Here is a 23,521-nt window from a genome sequence, read left to right as displayed (position 1 = left end):
TGTATGCTGGTGGTCAGACCGCAGACCGGGCACCGTCCCATCACGCTGCGGATTCTCCAGGTGAGACTCTGAGCCATGTTGATGCACGAGGACCGTCTTTTTCCCGCAGATCCCACGACACGCCGCATAGCCCGTTCGCTCTATGAGCAGGTTCGCTCGCTGCCCATTGTGAGCCCGCATGGCCACACCCAGGCAGCATGGTTTGCGCACAACGAGCCTTTCCCTGATCCTGCCAAGCTCTTCGTGCAGCCCGACCATTACATCTATCGCATGCTCTATAGCCAGGGTGTCACGCTTGAAGATCTGGAAATCGGCGTCGAGCAGATCCAGAACCCGCGGAAGGTCTGGCGTATCTTCGCCAGCCACTATTATCTGTTCCGCGGCACCCCGACCCGGCTCTGGCTCGACTTCGCCTTTGAAACGCTCTTCGGACTCACCGAATCGCTCTCTGCAAAGACGTCAGACCTCTACTTCGACACCATCTCAGAGAAGCTGCAAACGCCTGAGTTCCGCCCGCGCGCGCTCTATGAGCGCTTCCACCTTGAGGTGCTTGCCACCACCGATTCACCGCTGGATTCATTGGCCGATCACCAGATCATCCGCGACTCGGGCTGGCCGGCCCGCATCCTGGCTACCTTCCGTCCTGACTCCGTGGTGGACCCTGACTTCACCGGCTTCGCCGACAACATCGCTACGCTCGGCGCGCAGACTGGCGAGGACACCGCGCACTGGTCCGGCTACTTGAAAGCCCTGCGCCAGGCACGCGCGCGCTTCCGCTCTCTCGGCGCAACCGCGACCGATCACGGCCACCCCACCGCGCAGACTGCCAACCTCTCAGAGCCTGAAGCCGCGCAACTCTTCATCACCGTGCTCTCCGGCAACGCCACTGCGGCGCAGCGCGAGTTGTTCCGCGCGCAGATGCTCACCGAGATGGCGCGCATGAGCGTTGAAGACGGCCTCGTGATGCAGATTCACCCCGGCAGCGCGCGCAATCACAATCGCAAGCTCTACGAGCGCTACGGCCGCGATGTAGGCGCAGACATTCCCATGCCCACCAACTATGTCGATGCGCTGCGGCCCATGCTCGACCTGGTCGGCAATGAGCGCGGGCTCACCATCATCCTCTTCACGCTTGACGAAACTGCCTACAGCCGCGAGCTCGCGCCATTGGCTGGTCATTATCCGTGCCTGCGCCTGGGGCCGCCATGGTGGTTCCATGACAGTCCGGAAGGCATGATGCGTTTTCGCGAGCAGGTCACAGAAACGGCGGGCTTCTATAACACGGTCGGATTCAATGACGACACCCGCGCCTTTCTCTCGATCCCTGCACGTCACGATGTCGCCCGCCGCATCGACTGCGCATTTCTGGCACGCCTGGTCGCCGAGCATCGCCTCTCTGAAGAAGAGGCCGCCGAAGTCGCCCATGATCTTGCATATAAATTGGTGAAGGCTGCGTATCGGCTCTAGCAAACGAGCCCGATACCTTCCCCCATTCGCAGCCCTGGAGATGGAATGGCCGCGCAAGGCACAAAGTCAGATTCGTTTTTTCGCACCCTCGGCTCGGGGAACAAGACATCCCATCAGCGGTGGGTGATCTGCACGCTGCTCTTTTTCGCCACCGTGATTGCGTACGTGGATCGCGGCGTTCTTGCCTACCTTGAGAAATTCCTGCAAAGCATCATCCCGGGCCTCAACAGCGTCAAGTACGGCTATATTCTGTCCGGATTCACGGTGGCTTATGCCATCGGCATGGTCGTGGCAGGCGGCCTCACCGACAAGCTCGGCACACGCAAAGCCTTTGCCATCGCCATCGGCCTGTGGAGCATCGCCGCCATGCTGCCCGGCGCGGCATTCTCGGTCATCACTCTCGGCATTGCGATGTTCCTGCTGGGCATCGGAGAGGCGGCCAACTTCCCAGCCTGCATCAAGACCGTTGCCGAATGGTTCCCCAAACGCGAGCGGGCACTGGCCACGGGCATCTTCAACTCCGGCGCGAATATCGGCAACATCGTCGTGCCGCTCATCGTTCCCACACTGGTAGCCCTCGTCACCTGGCGCGGAGCATTTGTGGTCACCGGCGGCCTCGGCATTGTCTGGCTGATCATCTGGCTCATCTACTATCGCCGGCCAGAACACCACCGCAGCGTTTCTGAGGCCGAGCTTCAGCTCATCCTCAGCGACCCGGTTGAAAAGCTTGAAAGAGTTCCATGGAAGCAAGTGCTGCCCTGCAAGGAAACCTGGGCCTTCTCCATCGGCAAATTTCTCACTGACCCCATCTGGTGGTTTTATCTCTTCTGGCTGCCTCGCTATCTGCAGACTACTTTTGGACTCAGCCTTAGTTCCAACCGGCTCCCACTGGTCATCGTCTACAGCATCTCCATCGTGGGCAGCGTGGGCGGTGGCTGGATCTCATCGCTGCTGCTGAACTCGGGCAGGAGCCTCAATGTCTCGCGCAAAACCGCCATGCTCATCTGCGCTCTTTGCGTTGTACCTGTCTTTGCGGCACCGTTCATTCATAATCTATGGGCCGTCGTCGCGCTCATCGGCCTGGCCACAGCAGCTCATCAGGGATGGTCGGCCAATCTCTTCACTCTGCCCTCTGACGTCTTTCCGAAATCCGCGGTCGGCAGCGTGATCGGCATCGGCGGAATGTCTGGCGCCATTGGTGGCGCGCTGTTTCAATTAGCGACCGGCTACATTGTGTACTTCACTCACAGCTACATCCCGCTCTTCGGCATCGCATGCGCGGCTTACGTGCTGGCACTTGTCATCATTCACTCAATGACTCCTGAACTCGCGCCGGCCCAACTCAAACTGAATGAAGGAAGAACCACGGCATGAGCCTCTACTGCGCCATCGGAAGCACGGACACAGAACTATCGCATGAGCAGTTGCAATCTCTGCTCACAGAGAGCCTCGCCAGGCTTGGCGACCGCAAGCGCGTGCTCGCCGTTCCGCCGGACCAGACGCGCTCTCATTCGCATGCCGGCGAGCTCACCCGCTTCGCATGGCAGCACTACGGTGAACGCATGCAGGCCATTCTGCCCGCGCTGGGCACCCATGCCGCCATGCAGCCCGAGCAGATCACGCGCATGTTTGGCGATGTGCCGCATGATCTCTTCCGCATCCATAACTGGCGCACCGACATCGTCACTCTCGGCGAAGTCCCTGCCGAATTCATTCGCGAACAATCCGAAGGCCATCTCGACTACGCCTGGCCCGCACAGGTGAACAAGCTCATCGCGGAAGGCAACTTCGATCTCATCCTCTCCATCGGCCAGGTGGTTCCGCATGAAGTCATCGGCATGGCTAACTACAACAAAAACATTCTCGTCGGCACCGGCGGCCGCGAAGGTATCAACCGCAGCCATTATCTCGGTGCGGTCTATGGCATGGAGCGCATCATGGGCCGCGCCGACAATCCCGTGCGCCGCGTGCTCAACTACGCATCTGATCGCTTTCTGCATCCTCTGCCCATCGTCTACGTGCTCACCGTCGTGGGCCGCACCGAAGACGGCCGCCTCGCCGTGCGTGGCCTCTACATTGGCGATGATGTGGAGTGCTTTGAGCGCGCCGCCGAACTGAGCCTCAAAGTGAATTTTGAGATTCTCGATCAACCCATACAGAAAGCCGTCGTCTATCTTGATCCCCATGAGTTTCACAGCACCTGGCTCGGCAACAAGGCCGTCTATCGCACGCGCATGGCCTTGGCAGATAATGCCGAGCTGATTGTGCTCGCCCCCGGCGTGCGCGAATTCGGTGAAGACAAAGGCATCGACGCGCTCATTCGCAAGTATGGCTATCGCGGCACGCCGGCTACGCTCGATGCCGTTCGCAAACACCCTGATCTTGCCAACGACCTCAGCGCGGCGGCCCATCTCATTCACGGCTCGTCTGAGGGGCGCTTCAAAATCACCTGGGCGCCCGGTCATCTCACACGCGAAGAAGTCGAAGGCGTCGGCTTCTCCTACGGAGATCTGGCCGCGCTCAGCCAGCGCTACGACCGCAACAAGCTGCAGCACGGCTACAACCATGTCGATGGCGAAGAAGTCTTCTTCATCGCAAATCCCGGCCTCGGCCTCTGGGCCTGGCGCGGGAAGTTGAAAGATTAGCACCTGCATGTATCAGGGCACGGGTTCAGCCGTGCCCCGCAGAACTGAAAAGATTGAGGGCTTCGGCCCCCGCAATGGCGGATGGATGGAACACGAAAGCGAGGACTCCTAAGTTGGCTGGCAATACACTCACACTCCCGAAGTACTCCCTCGGCACGGGCGACCGCTTTGCGCATCAGGCCAAGGCACAGTTGCAGGCCTGCATTCTGGCAGCAAAGCAAGGCGTCGAGATCATTCCGGTCTGGAACAAATCCAATCGCGAGCACACCATCATCGGCTCTGAGCCTGCCAGTGTGCGCGCCGCCGCCGAGGCCGCCGTCAAAGAACTTGGCTGGAGTAAGCCTTACTTCTGCGATGCCGACCACATTACCCTGCAGACGGTGGATCGCTTTCTCGCGCCTTGCGATTTCTACACTATCGACGTTGCAGACATGATCGGTCAGGCCGCACCCATTGAGGCCATCGAGGCCTTCGTCAACAAGCATCCTGAGCTGCTCGGCAAAATCGAACTCAGCGGCATCGACGAATCCTTCACCATCACCGCTGAAGATCTGCGCGGCACCGCGTCCAAATTTCTCGCGGCCGTCAAACAAGCTGGCGAAGTCTACCGCAAGATCGCCGCCGCCAAGGGTGAAGGCCAGTTCATTCCTGAAATCTCCATGGACGAAACCGACCGCGCGCAAAGCCCCGTCGAGCTGCTGATCATCCTCGTCGCCATCGCTGACGAAGGCATTCCCATCCAGACCATCGCGCCCAAGTTCAGCGGACGCTTCAACAAGGGCGTCGATTACGTCGGCGACGTCGCGCAGTTCGAGCGCGAAATGCAGCTCGATGTCGCAGCCATCGCCTATGCCGTCAAACATTATGGACTGCCCGCGAATCTCAAACTCAGCGTGCACTCCGGCAGCGATAAGTTTTCCATCTACCCGGCCATTCATCGCACGATGAAAAAGTTTGATTGTGGCGTACACCTCAAGACCGCCGGCACCACCTGGCTCGAAGAAATCATCGGCCTCGCCGAGGCCGGTGGCAAAGCGCTCGCCCTCGCCAAAGATGTCTACGCCGATGCCTTCGCGCATCGCGAAGAGCTCTGCGGCCCTTACGCAACCGTCATCGATATCGATCCCGCGAAGCTGCCTTCTCCGGAAGCCGTGCAGGGCTGGACCTCGGAGCAATATACCTCCGCGCTTCGCCACGTGCAGTCCAACCCGGCCTACAACGCCAGCTTCCGCCAGTTGCTGCATGTCGGCTTCAAGATCGCGGCCAAAAAGGGCCGGCACTACCTTGATCTACTCGAAGCCAACGAACCTGTCGTCGCAAAAAACGTGACGGAAAACCTCTACGACCGCCACATCGTCCCGGTCTTTCTGGGCCTCGCCACGGCCAGGTAACAAGAGCCACCCGAATTGCGGATGTATCAGGGCACGGCTTTAGCCGTGCCAAATACCATCAGAACAGACAGGGGCTTTAGTCCCTGCGCTCCATCACATTGCCGGGTCATGAAAAGACCCAAAAGCAGGAGAATTCATGAGCCAGCTCTTCAACCTCACAGGCAAAACCGCCGTCATCATTGGCGGAACCTCCGGCATCGGCAAGGCCCTCAGCCTTGGCCTTGCGGACGCCGGTGCCGATGTCATCGCCTCCGCGCGCCGCAAAGAGAATGTGGATGAAACCGCCGACGCCATCGAGCAGCGCGGACGCAAGACCCTCCGCATTACCTCTGACATGGGCGACCGCGCCTCGCTCGAAGGCCTGCTTGCAGCTACCCTCGACGCCTTTGGCAAAGTGGACATCCTCATCAACTGCGCCGGAAAAATCAAGCGCACCCCCACCCTCACCCAGGACGAGGCCGAGTGGAACAGCATCATTGACACCAACCTCACCGGCACCCTGCGCGCCTGCCAGGTCTTTGGCAAGCACATGCTCGACCGCGGCTACGGGCGCATCATCAATATCGCCTCGCTCAACAGCTTCGTCGCGCTCAATGAGGTCGCAGCCTACGCCGCCAGCAAAGCTGCCGTCGTTTCACTCACCCGCTCGCTCGCGGTGGAGTGGTCGCGGCATGGCATCACCGTCAACGCCATCGCGCCCGGTGTCTTTCGCACCGCACTCAACGCTGACCTGCTTGACAACACGCCGCGCGGCAAAGAGCTGCTGATGCGCACCCCCATGGGCCGCTTCGGAAAAACAGAAGAAGTCGTCGGCGCGGCTATCTTCCTCTCCTCCGAGGCCTGCTCCTACGTCACCGGAGAAACCATCGTTGTCGATGGCGGCTTCCTCGCCTCCGGCGTCAATCAGTAAAAACTTCCACCCTCCTTTCTCCTACCGGGATTTCCATACACGGAAATCCTGTTTCTTTTTTATGTGGTATGACCACAGCACTCGCATTGCGATATCATCGGGACGGTGAATTTCCAAGGAGTCCCTGGATGCAGAACCGCCTTCTCGCTCTTTTTATGGCTGCCGCAGGCATCGCCTCACTGCTCGCAGTCCCATCCGCTCATGCCGCCCCCGGTATGACCACATGCAACCCACACAGTTATGGCGCCAAAGGCGACGGCGTCAGCAAAGACACCGCCGCCATCCAGCACGCCATTGATGCGTGCGCCAAACGTGGCGGGGGAACAGTTTTGCTCACGCCCGGCACCTATCTCAGCGCGCCCATCGTGCTCAAAAGCAACATCACGCTAAAGCTGGAGAAAGGTGCAACGCTGCTCGGCTCGCCTGACTTCAACGATTACCCGGCCATCACAGAATTTCGCGCACCCGGCCGCCAATCCCTCATCAGCGCCCAAAATGCTTCGAACATCACCATCGAAGGCGCGGGCACCATCAACGGCAACGGAGCCTCTTGGTGGAAGATGGCACGCGAGCACAAGGACACAGGCGTCATGGGATCGCAGTATACGCGTCCGCGCCTCATCGTCTTCAATCACTGCAAGCATGTGGTGCTTGAGGGCGTCACCGTAGAGAACTCGCCCATGTGGCAGATTGTGCCCTACTACTCTGACGATGTCATCATCCGCAACATTCACGTGCTCGCGCCGCAACACGCCCCCAATACGGATGCCATTGACCCGTTCTCGTCCTCTCATGTGCTCATTGAGCATGTCGTGGCCAATGTGGGTGACGACGATATCGCCATCAAGTCCGGCGAAGCCAACTCTCCGGGGCCCGACGCGCCGAGCACCTACATCACCATTCGCGACTGCATTTTTCTGCATGGGCACGGCCTATCAGTGGGCAGTGAAATCGCGGGCGGAGCGCAGCATATTCTTGCCGAAAACATCACCATGACCGGCACCGACAACGGGATCCGTGTCAAAGCCAACCGTGATCGCGGCAACGACGTCAGTGATCTTGTCTTCAAAAACATCCAGATGACAAATGTGAAGAATGCGCTCATCATCAGCGAGTTCTACCCTCACATTTACCCGCCGATGCCTGACAATCCCGCGCCCATCACTCGCCTGACGCCACACTTTCACAACATCACGGTCGAAAACGTAACCGCCACCAACTCAAAGAACGCCGGAGCTATCGCCGGGCTTCCGGAAGCTCCCATCCGTGATGTCGTGCTCAAAAACGTCTCCATTGACGCACAGAAAGGCATGGTCATCAGCAACGCACAAGTCACGGCCACGCACTTCACAGTCCACAGCGAAAAGGGCCCGGGCATCACCCGCCTCAGCGGAGCCCGTCTGATCCTGCACTAGCTAACACGGCGGGGAACAAGTTGCGCCGCAATTGTGGTTCGACCTGTTCCCCCGCTACCTGCTACGATAACCGCGACGGAATGCCTCCATTGACTCATGGCAGTCTCACGGCATTTCTCTCATTCCAGTCAGCTTCGGGAGATCAATAGAACCTTTATGCCGAGACCGAAGAAAGACAAGCCCGACACTCACCGCACCATGCAGGTGGTCGACCATATTCGCAAGCTCATTGAGGATGGCACCCTCCAGCCCGGCGACAAAATTCCGCCCGAGCGCGAGTTTGCCCAGATGCTCAAGATCAGCCGCGCCAGCCTGCGCACCGGCATCGGCTACCTCGCGGCCATGGGCGTGATGAAGGTTCGTCACGGCGTCGGAACCTTCGTGGCAGACGGGCCGCCCGATCTCGGTAAGTCATCCTTCGATCTCATGGGCGCCCTGCACGGCTTTCAGCCCTGGCAGATGTTTGAGGCGCGCCTCATTCTTGAGAGCAACCTCGCCGCGCTCGCGGCCGAGCGCGGCAAAGAAGAGCACCACAGCGCCCTCGCCGAAGAAGTCGCCGAGATGTATGCGACCTTTGAAAAGCCCGCCGAATATCTCATTCACGATGTCAGCTTTCATCGCACCATCGCGCGAGCCTCCGGCAACCCCATTCTCGCTGCGCTCATGGAGACCATCACCTCCGCGCTCTATGACAAGCGCCGCAAGACCGTCGAGCGCTCCCGCGACCTGCGCGAGTCCGCCGAACTCCATCGCGAAATCTACAAAGCCATCCGTGGCCGCAAACCAGCCGAAGCGCGACGGCTCATGGAGCAACATCTGCGCCTGGCCGAAGTCTCCCAGAACACCGAAGACGAGGGCACGCGTAAAAGAAATGCCGCGGCTGCAGCCCGCCGTCCCACAACATAGACCACCTAATCCCACACCTTTAAGGGGGCCTGGCGCCACCGCTATTCCCTGCCGCGCGCATCTGCATTAGACTTGTCATCGGTACAGTGGTAAGACCATTGCCGAGGAGACATTCTGCATGCCGGGAAGCCCGCTTCGCCGCGCCAGTGTCGCGCTTGTGTCAGCTTTGATAGCTCTTTGTCCCGCGATGATTCATGCGCAGGATACCCGCCACGTGGTCGAACCTCACTTCCCCGCAGCATGCGTCACCCTTACGGCTCATCTCTCCGCTCCGGGCGGCAAATTAACCGCATTTGAAGAGCAGCAGGAAGACACCACGCGCATCCAGCAAGCCATCAACCATTGCACACTCGGCCACGCGGTCGAGCTTCGCTCCTCTGGCGAAGACGACATATTCCTCAGCGGCCCGCTCCAGTTGCGCCGTGGCATCACCCTGCGCGTTGACTCCGGCACAGCGCTTTACGCCTCGCGCAATCCACGCGACTACGACCTCACACCCGGCAGTTGCGGCGTGGTCAATCAGCGCGGACACGGATGCAAACCCCTCATCACTGCCGATCATGCTCCCGGCTCAGGCATCATGGGCAACGGCGTCATTGACGGCCGCGGCGGCGCTACGCTGCTCGGCCAGAAAGTCACCTGGTGGGATCTCGCGCACCAAGCCAAGATTCGCGATCTCAACCAGAGCTGCCCGCGCATCCTGGTCATCAACCGCTCGAATAATTTCATCCTCTACCGCATCACCCTGCGCAACTCGCCCAACTTTCACGTACTCCTCAACCACACCAATGGATTCACGGCCTGGGGAGTCCGCATCGACACGCCGGCCACAGCCCGCAACACCGATGGCATTGACCCTGCGGCTTCAGAAAATGTAACCATCACGCATTCCTATATCCGCGACGGCGATGATGACGTTGCCATCAAGGCTGGAACGGGCGGCTCGTCTTCGCACATGACCATCTCTGATGATCATTTCTACTCCGGCCACGGCATGTCCATCGGCAGTGAGACCAATGGCGGCGTTCGTGACATCCTCGTCGAAAACCTCTCCCTCGACGGAACCACCAACGGCATTCGCATCAAGTCTGACCTCAGCCGTGGCGGACTCGTGGATCACGTCACCTACCGCAACATTTGCATGCGCGATGTGCCGCACCCCATTCTGCTCACACCTCACTATGCCCGCAAACACGGCAATCTCGTACCGCAGTACCGCGACATCCTGCTCCAGAACGTTCACATTCTCACGCACGGAGATTACACGCTGCTCGGCGAGGATGCCGTCCATTCGCTCGCCGTACAGTTCGATAATGTCTGGGCCGATGACCTTTCACACTCCAGAATGCAGACCGCCTTTGCACACTTCACGCTCGGTCCGGCGCTGGGTAATTTTGTTCCGGGCTCCGGCACCGGAGTCACCATCGCGGAAACTCAGCATCCTCACCCCGGCGCGCCGCCCGCATGCGCCAACAGCTTTCCGGCGTTCCCCCTCAACACTTCAGTTCCGCCCTCCGCAGGCACCATCCCGCAAGACCATGCGCTCTATGTCTCCAAAGACAGCACCGGCGAGTACCATACCGTGCAATCGGCCATTGACGCGGCTCCCGCTACCGGCGCCATCATCCACATCGCTCCCGGCACCTATCGCGAAGCCGTCGTCATCGATAAGCCAAACATCCACCTGATCGGCGGCGGCCCTGATCCTTCGAGTACCGTCATCGTTGACGACAAAAGCGCTGGTACCTCCGGCGGAACCCTGCAGTCGGCGACTGTCACCGTGCGCGGCAACGGATTCTTCGCTGCCAACCTCACCATCGCCAATGACTGGAATCGCACCCACACTCAAGTTTCCCAGGGCTCACAAGCAGTCGCCCTCGCCATCACTGCGGACAAGGCCATCCTCACGCACGTTCGCCTGCTCGGCAATCAGGACACGCTCTACGCCGGCTCACGCAAGTGCAACGCGGCGCACACCGCCTGCACCACCGCGCGACAGCTCTTTTCGCACTGCACCATCGCCGGCAATGTTGATTTCATCTTCGGCAACAGCAAGGCATACTTTCAGAACTGCACCCTCATCAGTACGCCGCATAGCGAAGGCATGATCACTGCGCAATCCAAAGACGCTCCCCAGCAAGACAGCGCGTTCGTCTTCGATCATTGCCGCCTCCTCGCCGAGCCCGGCGTAACAAATGTCTGGCTCGGCCGCCCCTGGCGTCCGTACGCAACGGTCATCTTCCTCCACACCTTCATGGGGCCGCAAATCGCCGCCGCCGGGTGGCGCGAATGGCATCCCGGCGTGACGCACTCGCTCGCAACCGCATGGTTTGCCGAGTTCCACTCTACCGGTCCCGGAGCCTACCCTGCCGCCCGCGAGCCATACTCACACCAGCTCACCGCATCCCAGCAAAATCGTTTTACATTGGCTCATTTCTACCCCTCCTGGAATGCCGAAGCCGACCTTATCCGCCTCCTTTCTTTGCTTCCTGCGGTCCAATAGCGTTGCATCTCGCCTGAGATGAGGTCGCACCTCTCTGCGTTTTATCATCTCGCCAGGCGGCGGCGAGCTTTCCTCGTTCCGCCCCTTTACTTCCAGCTCAAATATCAGCACAAAGCTCATCGAATCAACAAACAAGGCGGCGTCTTGAAGCGGCCTTTTCTTCCCTCTTGACAGTCGCCAGGTGGAAGGGGCAGACTCGGTGCCGTACTGAAAAGTGGTCGTACCACAGTACCGCACATCCACTGAGCAGCCGCGAGCGGCTTCACCCGTCTTCCCCCGTGCGGGCGGCGCCTCATCCGGACTGAAAAAAGGAATGTAACTATGTCGAGGCTGGATCTCCAGCGGGGCAGTGCGTTTTGCCTGCCGCGCAACACGCACTCAATCGTTCGCCGCTTCCATCCGTCAGGATGGGCCAGGCCCGTCGTCTCCGGAATTCTCCTGCTGGCCGTCTTCTTCGCATTGCAGGCAAGGCCAGCCGCCGCGCAGGAATTCCGCGGCACCATCTCCGGCACCGTCACTGACTCCACCGGCGCGGCCATCCCGGGTGCCAGCGTCACGGTGACAGAAACCTCCAGCGGAACCACCGCTAAGACTGTCTCCAACGGCACGGGCCAGTACGTCATCCCGCTGCTGCTGCCCGGCCACTACACCATTGCCGTGCAAAAAACGGGCTTCAAGCAGGCCGTCCGCAAAGGCATAGCGCTCGATGCCAGCGCCCATCTCATCATTGATCTGCAGATGGAAATCGGCAGCACCGCTCAGACCGTGACCGTCACTGCGGCTGCCCCATTGCTCAACACCGCCAACGGCTCCATCGGCCAGACCATCACGACCAAAGAAGTCGCTGACCTCCCGCTCAACGGCCGCACGCCCATGATGCTCTCTCAACTCGCCATCGGCGTGCTCGACACGGCGCAGCCCTCGCAGGTGCACCCCTTTGACAACAACGGCGCCGCAGCCTGGAGCATCGGTGGCTCCCCCTCGCAGACCAGCGAAATCCTGCTCGACGGCTCCCCCGACGAGCTCTGGAACTACACCCTGGCCTACAGCCCGCCGCAGGAAGCCGTGCAGCAGGTCAGCGTCACCGCGTTTGATACTGACGCCTCCTTCGGCCACACGCAGGCCGGCGTCATCAATCAGATTCTCAAATCCGGCGGCAACCATATCCACGGCGCTGCTTATGAGTTCGGCCAGATCTCCGCGCTCGACGCCAACTCGTACATCAATGACCAAAAGGGTGTGCCCATTGCAGTCACCCATTTCAACCAGTACGGCGTCGAGGCCTCAGGTCCAGTCTGGATTCCACACGTCTACGATGGCCGCAACAAGCTCTTCTGGCTCTTTGCGTGGGAAGGCTTGAAGGACTCGCAGCCCTCCACCGACCTCGCCACCGTTCCCACGGCGGCGGAACGCACTGGCGATTTCTCGGCATTGTTGCCGCTTGGTTGCCCTAACGGATACAAGAACGGCGACTCTGCCGTCTGCTCTGATGGAAAACCAAACCCCTACCAGCTCTACAACCCGTTTACCGCCACAGAAAGCGGAAAGACGATCACGCGCCAGCCGATTCCCGGCAACAACTTCGCCAACGCTGGCATCTCCATCGATTCCGTTGCGGCAAACTATCTCAAACTCTATCCGCAGCCCAATACGACGGGGCAGGCAAACGGCGAAGACAACTACATCAGCAACGCACCCAGCATCGACAACTTCAACAATGAGCTAGGCCGCCTCGACTATAACGTCACAGAGACCACGCATCTCTACTTCGATATCCGCCACAACATCCGCACACAATCCAAGAACAATTTCTTTAACAACATCGCTACAGGTGAAAGCCTCACTCGCGAAAACTGGGGCGCAACGCTCGACGGCACGCACACCTTCAACCCCTCCACCTTTATGGACGTACGCTTCAACTGGACCTACTTCAACCAGATTGAAGGCCAGCCGAGCGATGGCGTCAGCCCTTCCACTCTGGGCTTTCCCGATTCACTGGCCCAAAACTCTCAGCACCTGCAGATTCCTTATGTTGAGTTCGGAAGCTGCGGCAGCCAGACCAGCTTTCAATGCCTTGGGGGCGAGTCTTATTCACATGTCCCATCGCAGTCCTATCAGATATTCGGCGACGTCATTAAGACCGTCGGCAAGCACAACCTCAAGTTTGGTATCGATGCTCGCGAATACCGGCTTGACTCTATCGCCAACAAATATCCTGATGGCTACTTCCAGTTCGGCACCAACTGGGTGCAGCAATCTTCCGGCTCGGCATCGCCTACCTTCGGCGGTGACCTCGCTTCCTTCCTGATGGGCCTGCCGACCAAGGGCGAGTACGACATCAACGCGCGCAGCACCTTCCACACTTACTATGTGGGCGCATTTGTGCAGGACGACTGGCGCATCTCTCCGACACTGACACTGAATCTTGGTCTGCGCTTCGACCACGATTCCCCTTACTACGAAAAATTCGGCCGGGTCGTGAACGGCTTCGACACCACTTCACAAAACCCGGTCGCCGCGCAGGCAGAAGCAGCCTATGCGGCCAACCCGATCTCGCAACTGCCCGCCAGCCAGTTCCAGGTGCTGGGCGGTCTTACCTTCCCGAACAGTAAAAACGGCGCTTACTATCAGACCAACTCCCATTGGTTCAGCCCGCGCATCGGCTTCTCCTGGTCGCCGTCGTGGCTGGATAACAAAACGGTGGTTCGCGGTGGATTTGGCATGTTCGTCAGCCAGTACACCATCGCCAATCTGGCCGGCAATGGCACATGGTCCTCGAACCCAATCCTCAATACCGAGGGCTTCAGCGCCTCCACCACCTTTAATCCAACGAACAATAACTACCTGAGTCCATCCTCCACGCTTGGCAATCCTTACCCGGATGGATTTTCGCAGCCCACGGGTTCTTCTCTTGGTTTGGCGACTTTCGATGGACAGAACGTCATCAACTTCATCGATCCTCATCCGACAGACCCCTATTCTTTGCGCTGGAATATCGGCATTCAGCAGTCACTGAACGCAAATACCATGCTGGAGATCGACTACGTCGGCAACCACATGGTGCACATGCCCGTTTCGACCGTTCAGTACAACGACATTCCTGCCCAATACCTCAGCACTTTACCGACTCGCGACCAGAACACGATCAACACTCTTACGCAGACAGTCTCCAACCCCTTCTACAACATCTCGCAAATGAAGGGCACTACGATCGGAAAAGCAAAGACGGTCTCGGTGGCGCAAATTCTGTCGCGCTATCCTCAGTACGATACGGGCGAAACGGGCGGCAACCAGGTCGGTGGCACCCAGAACAGCCAGGGCGTCTTTGAAGACAACGCCACGATCGGCCAATCTTTCTTCAACGCCCTCGACGCCCGCATTGAGCACCGCATGTCTCACGGTCTCTGGCTCGTGGCCAACTACAGTTGGTCCAAGCTTGAGGACGAGGACGTCTTCCTCAACGACACCGATCCCAAACCGTACAAGCACATCTCGCCCTTCGACTTCACCAATCACTTTGTCCTCGGAGGCACCTACGATCTACCCTTCGGCAAAGGCAAGTGGATCGACGTCAAATCCCACTGGCTCAACGAACTCGTAGGCGGGTGGGTCATCAATGGTATCTATACCTACCAGACCGGTGCGCCCATCTACTGGACCTACGACATGGTCACCACCGGCCAGCCCATTACCATCAACAATAAGGTTGTGAACAACGGCTCTGCGATCAGCACAAGCGCCTTCGACCTCGCGAGCGCGGATCAGTTTTCGTACCACATCCGCACCTTCCCGCTCACCCTCTCCTCCATCCGTCAGGATGGCATCAACAACCTCGACTCCTCGGTGCTCAAAGACTTCCCCATCCACGGAGGAACCTACTTCCAGCTCCGCTTTGAAACCTTCAACACTTTGAATCATCCGCTCTTCAAAGCGCCCGGTGTCGATCCCACCTCCAAGTTCGGCCTGATCACCGCACAATCCAACAGCTCCCGCCAGGTCCAGATCGGCGGACGGCTGGTCTTCTAGCCTGACTCACTCAGGTTCCAACCTCCTTGATCGGCGCGAGGCCTGACAGCCTCGCGCCATTTGTTTCTTCCCCTTAAGCCAATCCCGGCCCCTCCCCGCGACCGCTCACCTAAAAAAGCGCTATCATGGCGTCGATCAAACCCGGCCGCCCCCGAGGACCGGCAACACTGCCGCAATCCATCCATGCGACCCGGTTAGCTCGTACGACACACAGAAGTCTCCGCCGGACTCGCGAAGAAAATTTCTCACGGGCCTGTAACCACATCCACTCCAGTTACTCTAACCATGCACAGACCGCTCCCCAACGGCGGGTCTGCAATCCCAGGAGGATTTCTCATGAAGCACTCTCTCAAAGCCATGATGCTGAGCGCGGCCGTCACCGGTCTGCTCGGCGCGACCCCCGTTATTCTGCATGCGGCTCCGGTCTCTTCCAACGCTACGGTGAACGTTGCCGGCCAGGCCATGCTCGGCGCCTTCGCTCACGGCAAGAAGACCGCCATGGGCAAGCACTCTTGTAAGGGCAAGAATGACTGTAAGGGCCAGGGTGGCTGCAAGTCTGGCGACAACGGCTGCAAGGGCAAGAACAGCTGCAAGGGCAAGGGCGGCTGCAACACCGAACACCCCATGTAATCTCCCGCGGGTCTGCTGTCTCCGGTCAACGCCGTTGCAGCAGACCCGCAACCCTCCCTCAAGAAGATTCAGGAATCAGAGCCCGCACCATGCCTGCCAATCGCTTCAATGGATTCACCGACTACGGCGTCGGCATCGGCCTGCGCGTCCCCCACTATCGCCACATCCTCGAGAACAAGCCGGTCGTCGACTGGTTTGAAATCATCTCGGAAAATTACATGGTCGATGCGGGCCGCCCGCTGACCGTGCTCGACAGCATTCTTGAGCAATACCGCGTCGTGCAGCATGGCGTCTCCATGTACTTCGGCTCTGCCGATCCGCTCAATCGCGAGCACCTCAAGCGCCTCAAGGCGCTCGTGCGCCGCACCGGCACTCCATGGCTCTCTGACCATCTCTGCTGGGGCTCGGTGGATGGCCGCTACACGCACGATCTGCTCCCCATGCCCTACACCTGGGAGGCCGTTCGCAAGACCGCCGAAAACATCCGCCACGTGCAGGACTTCGTCGAAGTTCCCGTTGTCGTTGAAAACGTCTCCAGCTATGCCGAGTTCCACGTCTCCGAGATGACCGAGTGGGAGTTCCTGAACGAAGTCGTCGAGCAGGCCGACTGCGGCATCCTGCTCGACGTGAACAATATCTACGTCTCCTCGCAGAATCACAACTTCAACCCGCGCACCTATGTGGACGCAGTGCCCGCCGAGCGCGTGGCGCAGATTCACATTGCCGGGCACTCAAAGTTTGAGAAGTACATTCTCGACACGCACGACCACCCCGTTCTCGACCCCGTCTGGAAGCTCTACGAGCGCGCCATTGAGCGCTGCGGGCCTACCGCCACGCTGCTCGAGTGGGACGACAACATTCCCACCTTTGACGAGGTGCATGCCGAGGCTCTCAAGGCCAATCGCTATCTCGCCAAAGCCGCGCAGAAGCTCGCCGCTCATGCCGAAACACTGGAAGCAGAAACGGCGGCCGCACGATGAGCGAGCCGCGCAGCCAGCTTCGTGAAATTCAACAGCGCATGGCCGCCTGCGTCATGCAGCCGCTCACTGCGCAACATGGCATGCGCCGCCGCAGTGCCGCCGGCATCTCCAGCGAGCGCGAAGCCGGCGCCATCATTGCTCCCAACGACCGCCTCAGTTCCTTCGAGCGTCTTGAAATCTACAATCGCCAATATTGGTTCCGGCTCTTTGCCAGCTTTGAAGAGGACTTCCCCGGCCTGCAGGCCGTCACCGGCAACCGCCGCTTCCAGCGCATCATGCAGGGCTATCTCACCGACTGCCCCTCCACTTCGTTCAGCCTGCGCAACCTCGGCTCGCGCCTCGTGGAGTGGCTGCAGGCGCACCCCGAACTCACCGCGCCCCATACGGAACTCGCTCTTGAATTGGCCGCACTCGAGTGGGCGCACATCGAAGCCTTTGACAACGCCGCATGGCCCGGCCTCACTCCAGAACAAATGGCCGCGCTGGGCGAAGACTCACGCCTCACGCTGCAGCCCTACCTGCGCCTCATCGAGGCGCACTCCGCGATTGACGACGCGCTCATCGCTGTCCGCAATGAGGACGGCAGCAGCGACGGCTCCAGCAACAGCGCCTCCACCGGCTATGCCGCGCGCCGCGCACGCCGCCTGCGTGCCATGCCACGCGAGCACATCTTCATCGCTGTGCATCGGTATGATGATTCGGTTTATTACCGCCGCATCGAGCGTGAGGACTACCAGTTGCTCCGCGCCATCGAGCAAGGCTGCACTCTTGGCGAAGCCATCGAAGCTGCCTTCCACGGCTCGCAGCTTTCTGAAGAGGAACAGCCCGCATGGCTCCAGTCCGCGTTCGGATATTTCGCGACCATGGGCTGGTTCTGTAACCCTCCGGCAGAAAATGCACTCTAAGGTTTGCCGCACATAAAACACGAGCTGCCATTCGGGGCAGCTCCGCAGCACACTTAAAAAATTCGCGCGGCTTTGAAGGATACGAACGTGATCAAACTCTTTGCCGTCTGCTACCAACGCTTTCAGTCCGTGGCCTCGCTGCTTCAGAGTCCTTTCCTGCTGCTCGTCCGCCTCTATTGGGGATGGCAGTTCGCGCAGGCCGGCTGGGGCAAGATGCAGCACATCCATAAGGTCACCGGATTCTTCCAATCGCTCGGCATTCCGTTCCCCGCCTTCAATGCGCACTTTGTCGCCGGCGTCGAGTTCTTCGGCGGCATCCTGCTCATTCTCGGCCTTGCCTCGCGGCTCACCGGCCTCATCCTCACCATCAATATGCTCGTTGCCTACTGGACCGCCTCGCGCGACGCGCTCTTCTCCGTCATCTCGGACCCGGGCACATTCTACGGAGACGCTGCTTACACCTTCCTCTTCGCCGCTCTGCTCGTACTCATCTTCGGCGCGGGATGGATCTCTGTTGACACCTTGATTGCGAAACAATATCGCCAGCGGACCCAGCAAGCATGACAGATACTCTCGCAGAGAACGGCGAAGCACGCATCATCGCCGCTATTCTCGCGGGCCAGAAAGAGCTCTTTCATGACCTCATCCGCCCCTACGAACGCCATGTGTATGTCATGACGTTCGCGATCCTCAAAAACGAGGCCGACGCCGAAGAGGTCACACAAGAAGCTTTTCTCAAGGCCTGGCGCGCGCTTCCGTCCTTTCGCGCCGAGTCGCGCTTCGGCACATGGCTCGTCAGCATCGCGCTCAATGAGGCGCGCGGCCGGCTGCGCCGCAAAAACCAGGCGCCCACTGACTCCATCGACGAGACCCATGAGGACGGCACGCCGCACGTCTCCCCCGCCCTGCTGCGCGACTGGCGTGAGATTCCCTCCGAGATGCTGGAGCGCGCCGAGGTGCGCACCCTGCTGCGCGCCGCGATTGACCATCTGCCGCTTATTTATCGGGAGATTTTTCTGCTGCGCGACCTCGAAGAGCTCAGCGTCAACGAGTGCGCGGCCGCGCTCAACATCTCGGTCTCTGCCGCCAAGGTTCGTCTGCATCGCGCACGTCTGCTGCTGCAAAAAGAGCTGGCCCCGCAGCTCAAACATCTCAACCCAAAAAGGAGGTGGTTCCCGTGGTCATAGATTGCAAGCACGTATGGGACGCCATCTCTGGCTACCTCGACAACACGCTGGCGCCAGAAGTGCGCGAAGTCGTGCAGAAGCATCTGGAACACTGCAGCATCTGCTCGGCAGTGCTCGACTCCACGCGCAACATCCTCATCCTGACAGCGGACGATCGCGTCTTTGAGCTGCCTGCCGGCTTCAGCGAACGCCTGCACGCACGCCTCGACGAAGAGATACGGGCATCCAGTTCGCCGTGACAAGGACGCCTATTGGAAGATAGGATCAGCGAATTTCGCCCGTCTCGCGAAGGCGCTTCAGCCTTGCCGATTCGGGCTCATCCTGAGGACGGCCCATCTCTATCCGTGATGAAAGAGATGAATGTGGAATGACTCTTCCAGTGCCACCACAATCAGCGTCACCACCGCCAGCACAATTTGCAGCCGCTCGCTGCGCCTCTGCTTTTCGGTTACCGGCTGCATCCGCCATTGCGACGACGGCCGGGCGCGCAGCGTGCGCATCTGCCAGATCACGTACAGATTCACCAGCGATCCCACCACTGCCAGCAACACCATCGGAATCCGCAGCCAGTCCGTATGCAGCTCTTCCAGCGGCAACAAGCCGCTGGCGGCCATCGATGCGCCCACGCCAATCAGCAGCCGCAATCCACTCGCGGCCATCACCGCCGTGCAGGCGCTCTGCAGAATTGCGAACACCAGACTGCTCCAGCCCATGACCCATCGCCCGCGCGCTGCTACGACCGGCACGGGCATCTCCTGCTGCACTTCTCCGGGATTCGTTGTCGATCCCATCCTTCTCACCTCTTCGCGTACCGCTTTGGCGGGCTTTTCGCTTGCCCGCTACATGGAACCGCTGGCCAGCAAACGGCCATCGGCTTACGATGAAACCCAGATGAACGCGACCATCTCCGTCTCAAAAGAAGACTATCTCAAAGCTATCCTCGAGGCCGAGTCCGAAGGGCAGGCCGTGCAGCCCGTCACGCTTGCGCATTGGCTTTCCGTCTCACCGCCCGCCGTCACCATGGCCCTCAAACGCCTCAAACGCGATGGATTTGTCGATGTCAAGGCGGACGGCATCATTCGCCTTACCGCGCTCGGCAAGCAGACCGCGCTGCGCACCGCCCGCCGTCACCACCTCATCGAGCGCATGCTCTCTGAGATCTTCGGCATGGAGTGGTACCAGGTCCACGACGAAGCCGAACGCCTGGAGCATGCTGTCTCTGACGAATTTGAAGCCAAGCTGATTGAAAAGCTCGGTGAAAAAGGCACGTGCCCCCACGGCAACTCCATGCTGCCCGAGAGCCCAGCGCAGCGCCGCAAAAAGGGCCTGCTGCCACTCTCCGAGACCTCAGAAGGCGCGACCTACTCTGTGATCAGCCTCTATGAGCGCGACCCCAAGCTGCTGCGCTTCCTGCACGGCTTCGGCATTGGGCCGCGCACCACCCTCCAGGTGCTCGCACACAACTACGACCAGACCATCGTCATCCAAACGCCGAAAGGCTCGGCCACGCTCGGCCGCCCGGCAGCAGAGAGGGTCTGGGTCAAAAAGGCCTCAAAATCCTCCTGACGATAGCAAAGCATCTTAATTAACCATAGTTAATTTCTGTGGCATACTAACGCTAAGGAGATTTCCAGCCGGCGTATGCCTCAGACCACCCTCCAGAAAGCGCCCGAGACGCCCGTCCTCCGTCCCTCCATGCCGGAGGTCAACGCGACGGTCCCTATCTCGCGCTCGCGCTTCTTCTGGCTGCGTATGCTCGGCTTCCTCGGCCCCGGCTTCCTCATCTCCGTCGGCTACATGGACCCCGGCAACTGGGCGACCGATCTCGCCGCCGGCTCCCGCTACGGCTACACGCTGCTCTTCGTCATCATGGTCTCGAACCTGCTGGCGATTCTGCTCCAGAGCCTCGCGCTCAAACTCGGCATCGCCACCGGCCGCGATCTCGCGCAGGCCTGCCGCGAGCAATACAGCAAGCCTGTCTCCAATGCGCTGTGGCTCTTTGCCGAGATTGCCATTGCCGCCTGCGACCTGGCCGAGGTCATCGGCTCGGCCATTGCGCTGCAATTGCTCTTCGGCATTCCCCTGATCGTGGGCGTGCTCATCACCGGCTTTGATGTGCTGCTCATTCTCCTGCTGCAGCATCGCGGCTTCCGTTATCTTGAAGCCCTCGTCATCACGCTCATTGGAACCATCTCGGCCATCTTCGCCATCGAAATCGTGGTCTCACACCCGACCTGGCACGGGCTCGTCTCCAGCCTCTTGCTGCCCCACGCGGCCATCGTCACCAACTCAGACATGCTCTACATTGCCATCTCGATTCTTGGCGCGACGGTGATGCCGCACAACCTCTACCTGCACTCTTCCATCGCGCAGACCCGCAAATATGAGCGCACCGCGGGCGGCAAGCGCGAGGCGATCCGCTATGCCAACGTTGACTCGGCCATCGCGCTCACGCTTGCGCTGTTTGTGAATGCGGCCATTCTCATAGTGGCCGCCGCCGTCTTTCATCGCACCGGCCACTATGAGGTCGCCGAAATTGGCGATGCCTACAAGCTGCTCAGCCCGCTTGTCGGCTTTGGCGCGGCCAGTCTGATGTTTGCCATCGCGCTGCTCGCCTCCGGGCAGAACTCCACCATTACCGGCACCCTCGCCGGCCAGATCGTCATGGAAGGCTTTCTCAACATCCGCCTCCCCGACTGGCTGCGCCGCCTCATCACGCGCCTCACCGCCATCGTGCCCACCGTGATTGTGACGGCCCTCTATGGCGAAAAGGGCACCTCCAACCTGCTCATCTTCAGCCAGGTCATCCTCAGCATGCAGTTGAGTTTCGCCGTCTTCCCGCTGGTGGCCTTCACCAGCGACCGCAAGCGGATGGGCGAGTTCGTCAACCGCCCATGGCTCCGTTACCTGGCCTGGACCTCGGCGTTCTTTATCGCCGCGCTCAACGTGTGGCTGCTCGTGCTCACCGTCCAAGGCGGCTGACTCCGCAAACAGAAAGGCCCGAGCCATCGGTCCGGGCCTTTTGTGATTTGGCCGGGACTATGCGAATTCGAGCAATGCGCCGGAGGCTTTGCGCATGTGCAGGACAAACTGGCCGCTATGCCCCGGCACATACTCCTGCACTAGCGGAGACCAGCTTCCGCTTGCGCCCACCGGAGCGCCGCCAAAGGTCACGTCCGTCGTGTCATCCGCACGCGGAGCCTCCAGCCGCAGCACCGTCCCGGAGGGTGAGGCCACACCAGAGATCGCGACTTCCACATCCGCATCGAGATTCTTGTTAAAGAGCGCGATGCGCGTGCGGCCGTCGGTGCCGCGCAGCGCATACGCCGTCAGCAGCGGGGCCGCGCTGTTGTCCGTCAGCTTCGCGCCCAGCAGTTGCCCTGCGCCGGCCTGGGCGAACAGCAGCATGCCGTAGTATTCCGGCCGCGCGATAAAGCCGTCTTCCGGCGTGCCGGCCACGGGCGTGTACCAGCCGTAGCCACCGCCGTGAAAGTTGATGCCCGTGCTGCCAGCCGCAGCCTGCTGATACATCAGGTCGCCCGCCCACAGGGCCGCGGCAAAGGTGTCGCTCACGCCCTGCTTGCCGCCCTGGTAGCAGGAGTTCGTCTCCGTCAGCCGGAAGGGCAGCCCCGTGTCGGCCTCCACCTGCTTGAGGCCGGCAGTCTCGCCGAGCAGCCGAGGATTCGGCTTCATCAGCCGCTCGATCGTCATGCTCGGGTCAGTCGGCGGACCCTCGGCGTAATAGTGCGAGGAAATGAACTTCACATCGTGCTTGAACTTGTCCGCAAACGGCACCAGCCACTTGGTGTTGTAGGCCGTGTCCGGTCCGGCGAAGGGCGCGTTGGGGACGCGCTTGCGAATGGCCGTGAAGAAGCGCTGCCAGTCCCCGGCGTAGGCGGCAAAGTCATAGCTCGCCGGGCGAATGCCATTGCGGTAGAAGAGGTCCGGCTCGTTGCCGAGCTGGAAGGCGAGCAGCCGGTCCGCGCCAATCGTCTCCATGACGTAAGCGGCTTCATCGGCGGCATTCTCGGGCGTTCCCTTGCCCAGATTGAGGCCATAGATGAGTTTCCAGCCCGTCTTGTCGAGGAACTCGCTGAGGTTGTTCACCGCTTCCGGCGTGATGACCTCGCGCGCCGCCGCATGGTGGCCTTTGTCGGGCCCGGCAGCCAGATGCTCGTCGGCAGCCGTGGGCTTCGCGTGACGGTTCCAGAAGGTGTACTCGCTCGTGTTGCCGCCGATGCGCAGCACGCCCTGACGGCCCAGCGTGCGCAGAAAGCCCGCGAGCTGGGTGTTGGCGCCCGAGAAGTAATTCGGGTTCGCCATCTGGGCCTGCTCATAGCTGAGGCCGGTGTAGTCCGGTGGAATCGTGTGCCCCAAGGCAGAGGCATCGACGCTCAGGCCCACACGCACCGGGCTTGAAGTTGTTTGAGAAGCCGTTTGAGCCAGTCCGCCGCGGGCAAAAGCCATTGCGCCCGCCGCCATCAAAGAAGACTGCAGAAATGCACGCCGTTTCATGGCAGCCATTCGAGCACAAACGCTTGTCCTCGCGCAAACCG

The 23,521-nt window shown here is 60.2% G+C and carries 19 protein-coding genes; 17 read left to right on the top strand and 2 right to left on the bottom strand.

Annotated features, from left to right (window positions below):
- Window positions 1-75 precede the first annotated feature (75 nt).
- From uxaC to ACP_RS12720, 15 genes are all read left to right on the top strand, one after another.
- On the top strand, window positions 76-1,467 hold the full coding sequence (gene uxaC, locus ACP_RS12790; protein WP_015897749.1) for a glucuronate isomerase: 1,392 nt from the start codon (window positions 76-78) through the stop codon (window positions 1,465-1,467).
- 45 nt (window positions 1,468-1,512) lie between these two features.
- Entirely contained in the window at window positions 1,513-2,841 is a 1,329-nt protein-coding gene (locus ACP_RS12785) for an MFS transporter (protein ID WP_015897748.1), read from the top strand.
- A complete protein-coding gene (locus tag ACP_RS12780; RefSeq protein ID WP_015897747.1) occupies window positions 2,838-4,112 on the top strand; it encodes a nickel-dependent putative hexonate epimerase in 1,275 nt (424 codons plus the stop codon). Before ACP_RS12785 ends, ACP_RS12780 begins: the two co-directional genes overlap by 4 nt.
- A gap of 113 nt (window positions 4,113-4,225) precedes the next feature.
- Window positions 4,226-5,503 carry a tagaturonate epimerase family protein gene (locus ACP_RS12775; RefSeq protein ID WP_015897745.1) on the top strand — a complete coding sequence of 426 codons (1,278 nt, stop codon included), beginning with the start codon at window positions 4,226-4,228 and terminating at the stop codon, window positions 5,501-5,503.
- 136 nt (window positions 5,504-5,639) lie between these two features.
- Window positions 5,640-6,413, top strand: coding sequence for an SDR family NAD(P)-dependent oxidoreductase (locus tag ACP_RS12770; RefSeq protein WP_015897744.1), 774 nt, complete (start codon window positions 5,640-5,642; stop codon window positions 6,411-6,413).
- A gap of 128 nt (window positions 6,414-6,541) precedes the next feature.
- Window positions 6,542-7,828 (top strand): glycoside hydrolase family 28 protein, encoded by a 1,287-nt coding sequence (locus tag ACP_RS12765; protein WP_015897743.1) that lies wholly within the window; start codon window positions 6,542-6,544, stop codon window positions 7,826-7,828.
- Between the two features lie 156 nt (window positions 7,829-7,984).
- Window positions 7,985-8,734, top strand: coding sequence for a FadR/GntR family transcriptional regulator (locus ACP_RS12760; RefSeq protein ID WP_015897742.1), 750 nt, complete (start codon window positions 7,985-7,987; stop codon window positions 8,732-8,734).
- Between the two features lie 118 nt (window positions 8,735-8,852).
- Entirely contained in the window at window positions 8,853-11,237 is a 2,385-nt protein-coding gene (locus ACP_RS17440; RefSeq protein ID WP_015897741.1) for a pectinesterase family protein, read from the top strand.
- Between the two features lie 321 nt (window positions 11,238-11,558).
- Window positions 11,559-15,263, top strand: coding sequence for a TonB-dependent receptor (locus ACP_RS12750; RefSeq protein ID WP_015897740.1), 3,705 nt, complete (start codon window positions 11,559-11,561; stop codon window positions 15,261-15,263).
- Between the two features lie 336 nt (window positions 15,264-15,599).
- Window positions 15,600-15,893, top strand: a complete 294-nt coding sequence (locus ACP_RS12745; protein WP_015897739.1) for a hypothetical protein — start codon at window positions 15,600-15,602, stop codon at window positions 15,891-15,893.
- Window positions 15,894-15,982: 89 nt separating this feature from the next.
- Window positions 15,983-16,873: an MNIO family bufferin maturase gene (bufB, locus tag ACP_RS12740; protein WP_015897738.1), complete on the top strand. Its 891-nt coding sequence runs from the start codon at window positions 15,983-15,985 to the stop codon at window positions 16,871-16,873.
- Window positions 16,870-17,778: an HvfC/BufC family peptide modification chaperone gene (locus ACP_RS12735; RefSeq protein ID WP_015897737.1), complete on the top strand. Its 909-nt coding sequence runs from the start codon at window positions 16,870-16,872 to the stop codon at window positions 17,776-17,778. The genes bufB and ACP_RS12735 overlap by 4 nt, the downstream gene beginning before the upstream one ends.
- 87 nt (window positions 17,779-17,865) lie before the next feature.
- Window positions 17,866-18,342, top strand: a complete 477-nt coding sequence (locus ACP_RS12730) for a DoxX family protein (protein ID WP_015897736.1) — start codon at window positions 17,866-17,868, stop codon at window positions 18,340-18,342.
- Window positions 18,339-18,965 carry a sigma-70 family RNA polymerase sigma factor gene (locus ACP_RS12725; protein ID WP_015897735.1) on the top strand — a complete coding sequence of 209 codons (627 nt, stop codon included), beginning with the start codon at window positions 18,339-18,341 and terminating at the stop codon, window positions 18,963-18,965. Before ACP_RS12730 ends, ACP_RS12725 begins: the two co-directional genes overlap by 4 nt.
- Window positions 18,956-19,204, top strand: a complete 249-nt coding sequence (locus tag ACP_RS12720) for an anti-sigma factor family protein (RefSeq protein ID WP_015897734.1) — start codon at window positions 18,956-18,958, stop codon at window positions 19,202-19,204. The genes ACP_RS12725 and ACP_RS12720 overlap by 10 nt, the downstream gene beginning before the upstream one ends.
- A 99-nt stretch (window positions 19,205-19,303) precedes the next feature.
- Here the strand turns inward: ACP_RS12720 and ACP_RS12715 are convergent, their stop codons facing one another.
- The gene (locus ACP_RS12715; RefSeq protein ID WP_238525558.1) at window positions 19,304-19,756 is read right to left on the bottom strand and encodes a hypothetical protein; all 453 of its coding nucleotides are present in this window, start codon (window positions 19,754-19,756) and stop codon (window positions 19,304-19,306) included.
- A gap of 100 nt (window positions 19,757-19,856) precedes the next feature.
- Here ACP_RS12715 and ACP_RS12710 point away from each other — a divergent pair, with 100 nt between their 5' ends.
- Both ACP_RS12710 and ACP_RS12705 read left to right on the top strand, forming a co-directional pair.
- Window positions 19,857-20,531 carry a metal-dependent transcriptional regulator gene (locus ACP_RS12710; RefSeq protein ID WP_148215153.1) on the top strand — a complete coding sequence of 225 codons (675 nt, stop codon included), beginning with the start codon at window positions 19,857-19,859 and terminating at the stop codon, window positions 20,529-20,531.
- Window positions 20,532-20,606: 75 nt separating this feature from the next.
- Complete coding sequence (locus ACP_RS12705) at window positions 20,607-21,947, top strand: Nramp family divalent metal transporter (protein WP_015897730.1); 1,341 nt, start codon at window positions 20,607-20,609, stop codon at window positions 21,945-21,947.
- A 57-nt stretch (window positions 21,948-22,004) separates the two neighbouring features.
- On the opposite strand, the gene ACP_RS12700 is transcribed toward ACP_RS12705, so the two are convergent.
- Complete coding sequence (locus tag ACP_RS12700) at window positions 22,005-23,480, bottom strand: glycosyl hydrolase family 79 C-terminal domain-containing protein (RefSeq protein ID WP_238525557.1); 1,476 nt, start codon at window positions 23,478-23,480, stop codon at window positions 22,005-22,007.
- Window positions 23,481-23,521 lie beyond the last annotated feature (41 nt).

It is taken from the genome of Acidobacterium capsulatum ATCC 51196, assembly GCF_000022565.1.
In the GTDB taxonomy this organism is placed as follows: domain Bacteria; phylum Acidobacteriota; class Terriglobia; order Terriglobales; family Acidobacteriaceae; genus Acidobacterium; species Acidobacterium capsulatum.
The sequence above is the reverse complement of the archived record's forward strand: the minus strand, read 5'-3'. Positions and strand labels throughout refer to the sequence as shown.

Bases quoted from the DNA above. Each gene is read 5' to 3' on its own strand.
- ACP_RS12750 (WP_015897740.1), top strand. From the start codon at position 11,559: ATGTCGAGGCTGGATCTCCAGCGGGGCAGTGCGTTTTGCCTGCCGCGC.
- ACP_RS12735 (WP_015897737.1), top strand. From the start codon at position 16,870: ATGAGCGAGCCGCGCAGCCAGCTTCGTGAAATTCAACAGCGCATGGCC.
- ACP_RS12725 (WP_015897735.1), top strand. From the start codon at position 18,339: ATGACAGATACTCTCGCAGAGAACGGCGAAGCACGCATCATCGCCGCT.
- ACP_RS12785 (WP_015897748.1), top strand. From the start codon at position 1,513: ATGGCCGCGCAAGGCACAAAGTCAGATTCGTTTTTTCGCACCCTCGGC.
- ACP_RS12745 (WP_015897739.1), top strand. From the start codon at position 15,600: ATGAAGCACTCTCTCAAAGCCATGATGCTGAGCGCGGCCGTCACCGGT.
- ACP_RS12710 (WP_148215153.1), top strand. From the start codon at position 19,857: ATGAACGCGACCATCTCCGTCTCAAAAGAAGACTATCTCAAAGCTATC.
- ACP_RS12760 (WP_015897742.1), top strand. From the start codon at position 7,985: ATGCCGAGACCGAAGAAAGACAAGCCCGACACTCACCGCACCATGCAG.
- ACP_RS12765 (WP_015897743.1), top strand. From the start codon at position 6,542: ATGCAGAACCGCCTTCTCGCTCTTTTTATGGCTGCCGCAGGCATCGCC.
- ACP_RS12715 (WP_238525558.1), bottom strand. From the start codon at position 19,756: ATGGGATCGACAACGAATCCCGGAGAAGTGCAGCAGGAGATGCCCGTG.
- bufB (WP_015897738.1), top strand. From the start codon at position 15,983: ATGCCTGCCAATCGCTTCAATGGATTCACCGACTACGGCGTCGGCATC.
- uxaC (WP_015897749.1), top strand. From the start codon at position 76: ATGTTGATGCACGAGGACCGTCTTTTTCCCGCAGATCCCACGACACGC.
- ACP_RS12705 (WP_015897730.1), top strand. From the start codon at position 20,607: ATGCCTCAGACCACCCTCCAGAAAGCGCCCGAGACGCCCGTCCTCCGT.
- ACP_RS12770 (WP_015897744.1), top strand. From the start codon at position 5,640: ATGAGCCAGCTCTTCAACCTCACAGGCAAAACCGCCGTCATCATTGGC.
- ACP_RS12700 (WP_238525557.1), bottom strand. From the start codon at position 23,480: ATGAAACGGCGTGCATTTCTGCAGTCTTCTTTGATGGCGGCGGGCGCA.
- ACP_RS12780 (WP_015897747.1), top strand. From the start codon at position 2,838: ATGAGCCTCTACTGCGCCATCGGAAGCACGGACACAGAACTATCGCAT.
- ACP_RS17440 (WP_015897741.1), top strand. From the start codon at position 8,853: ATGCCGGGAAGCCCGCTTCGCCGCGCCAGTGTCGCGCTTGTGTCAGCT.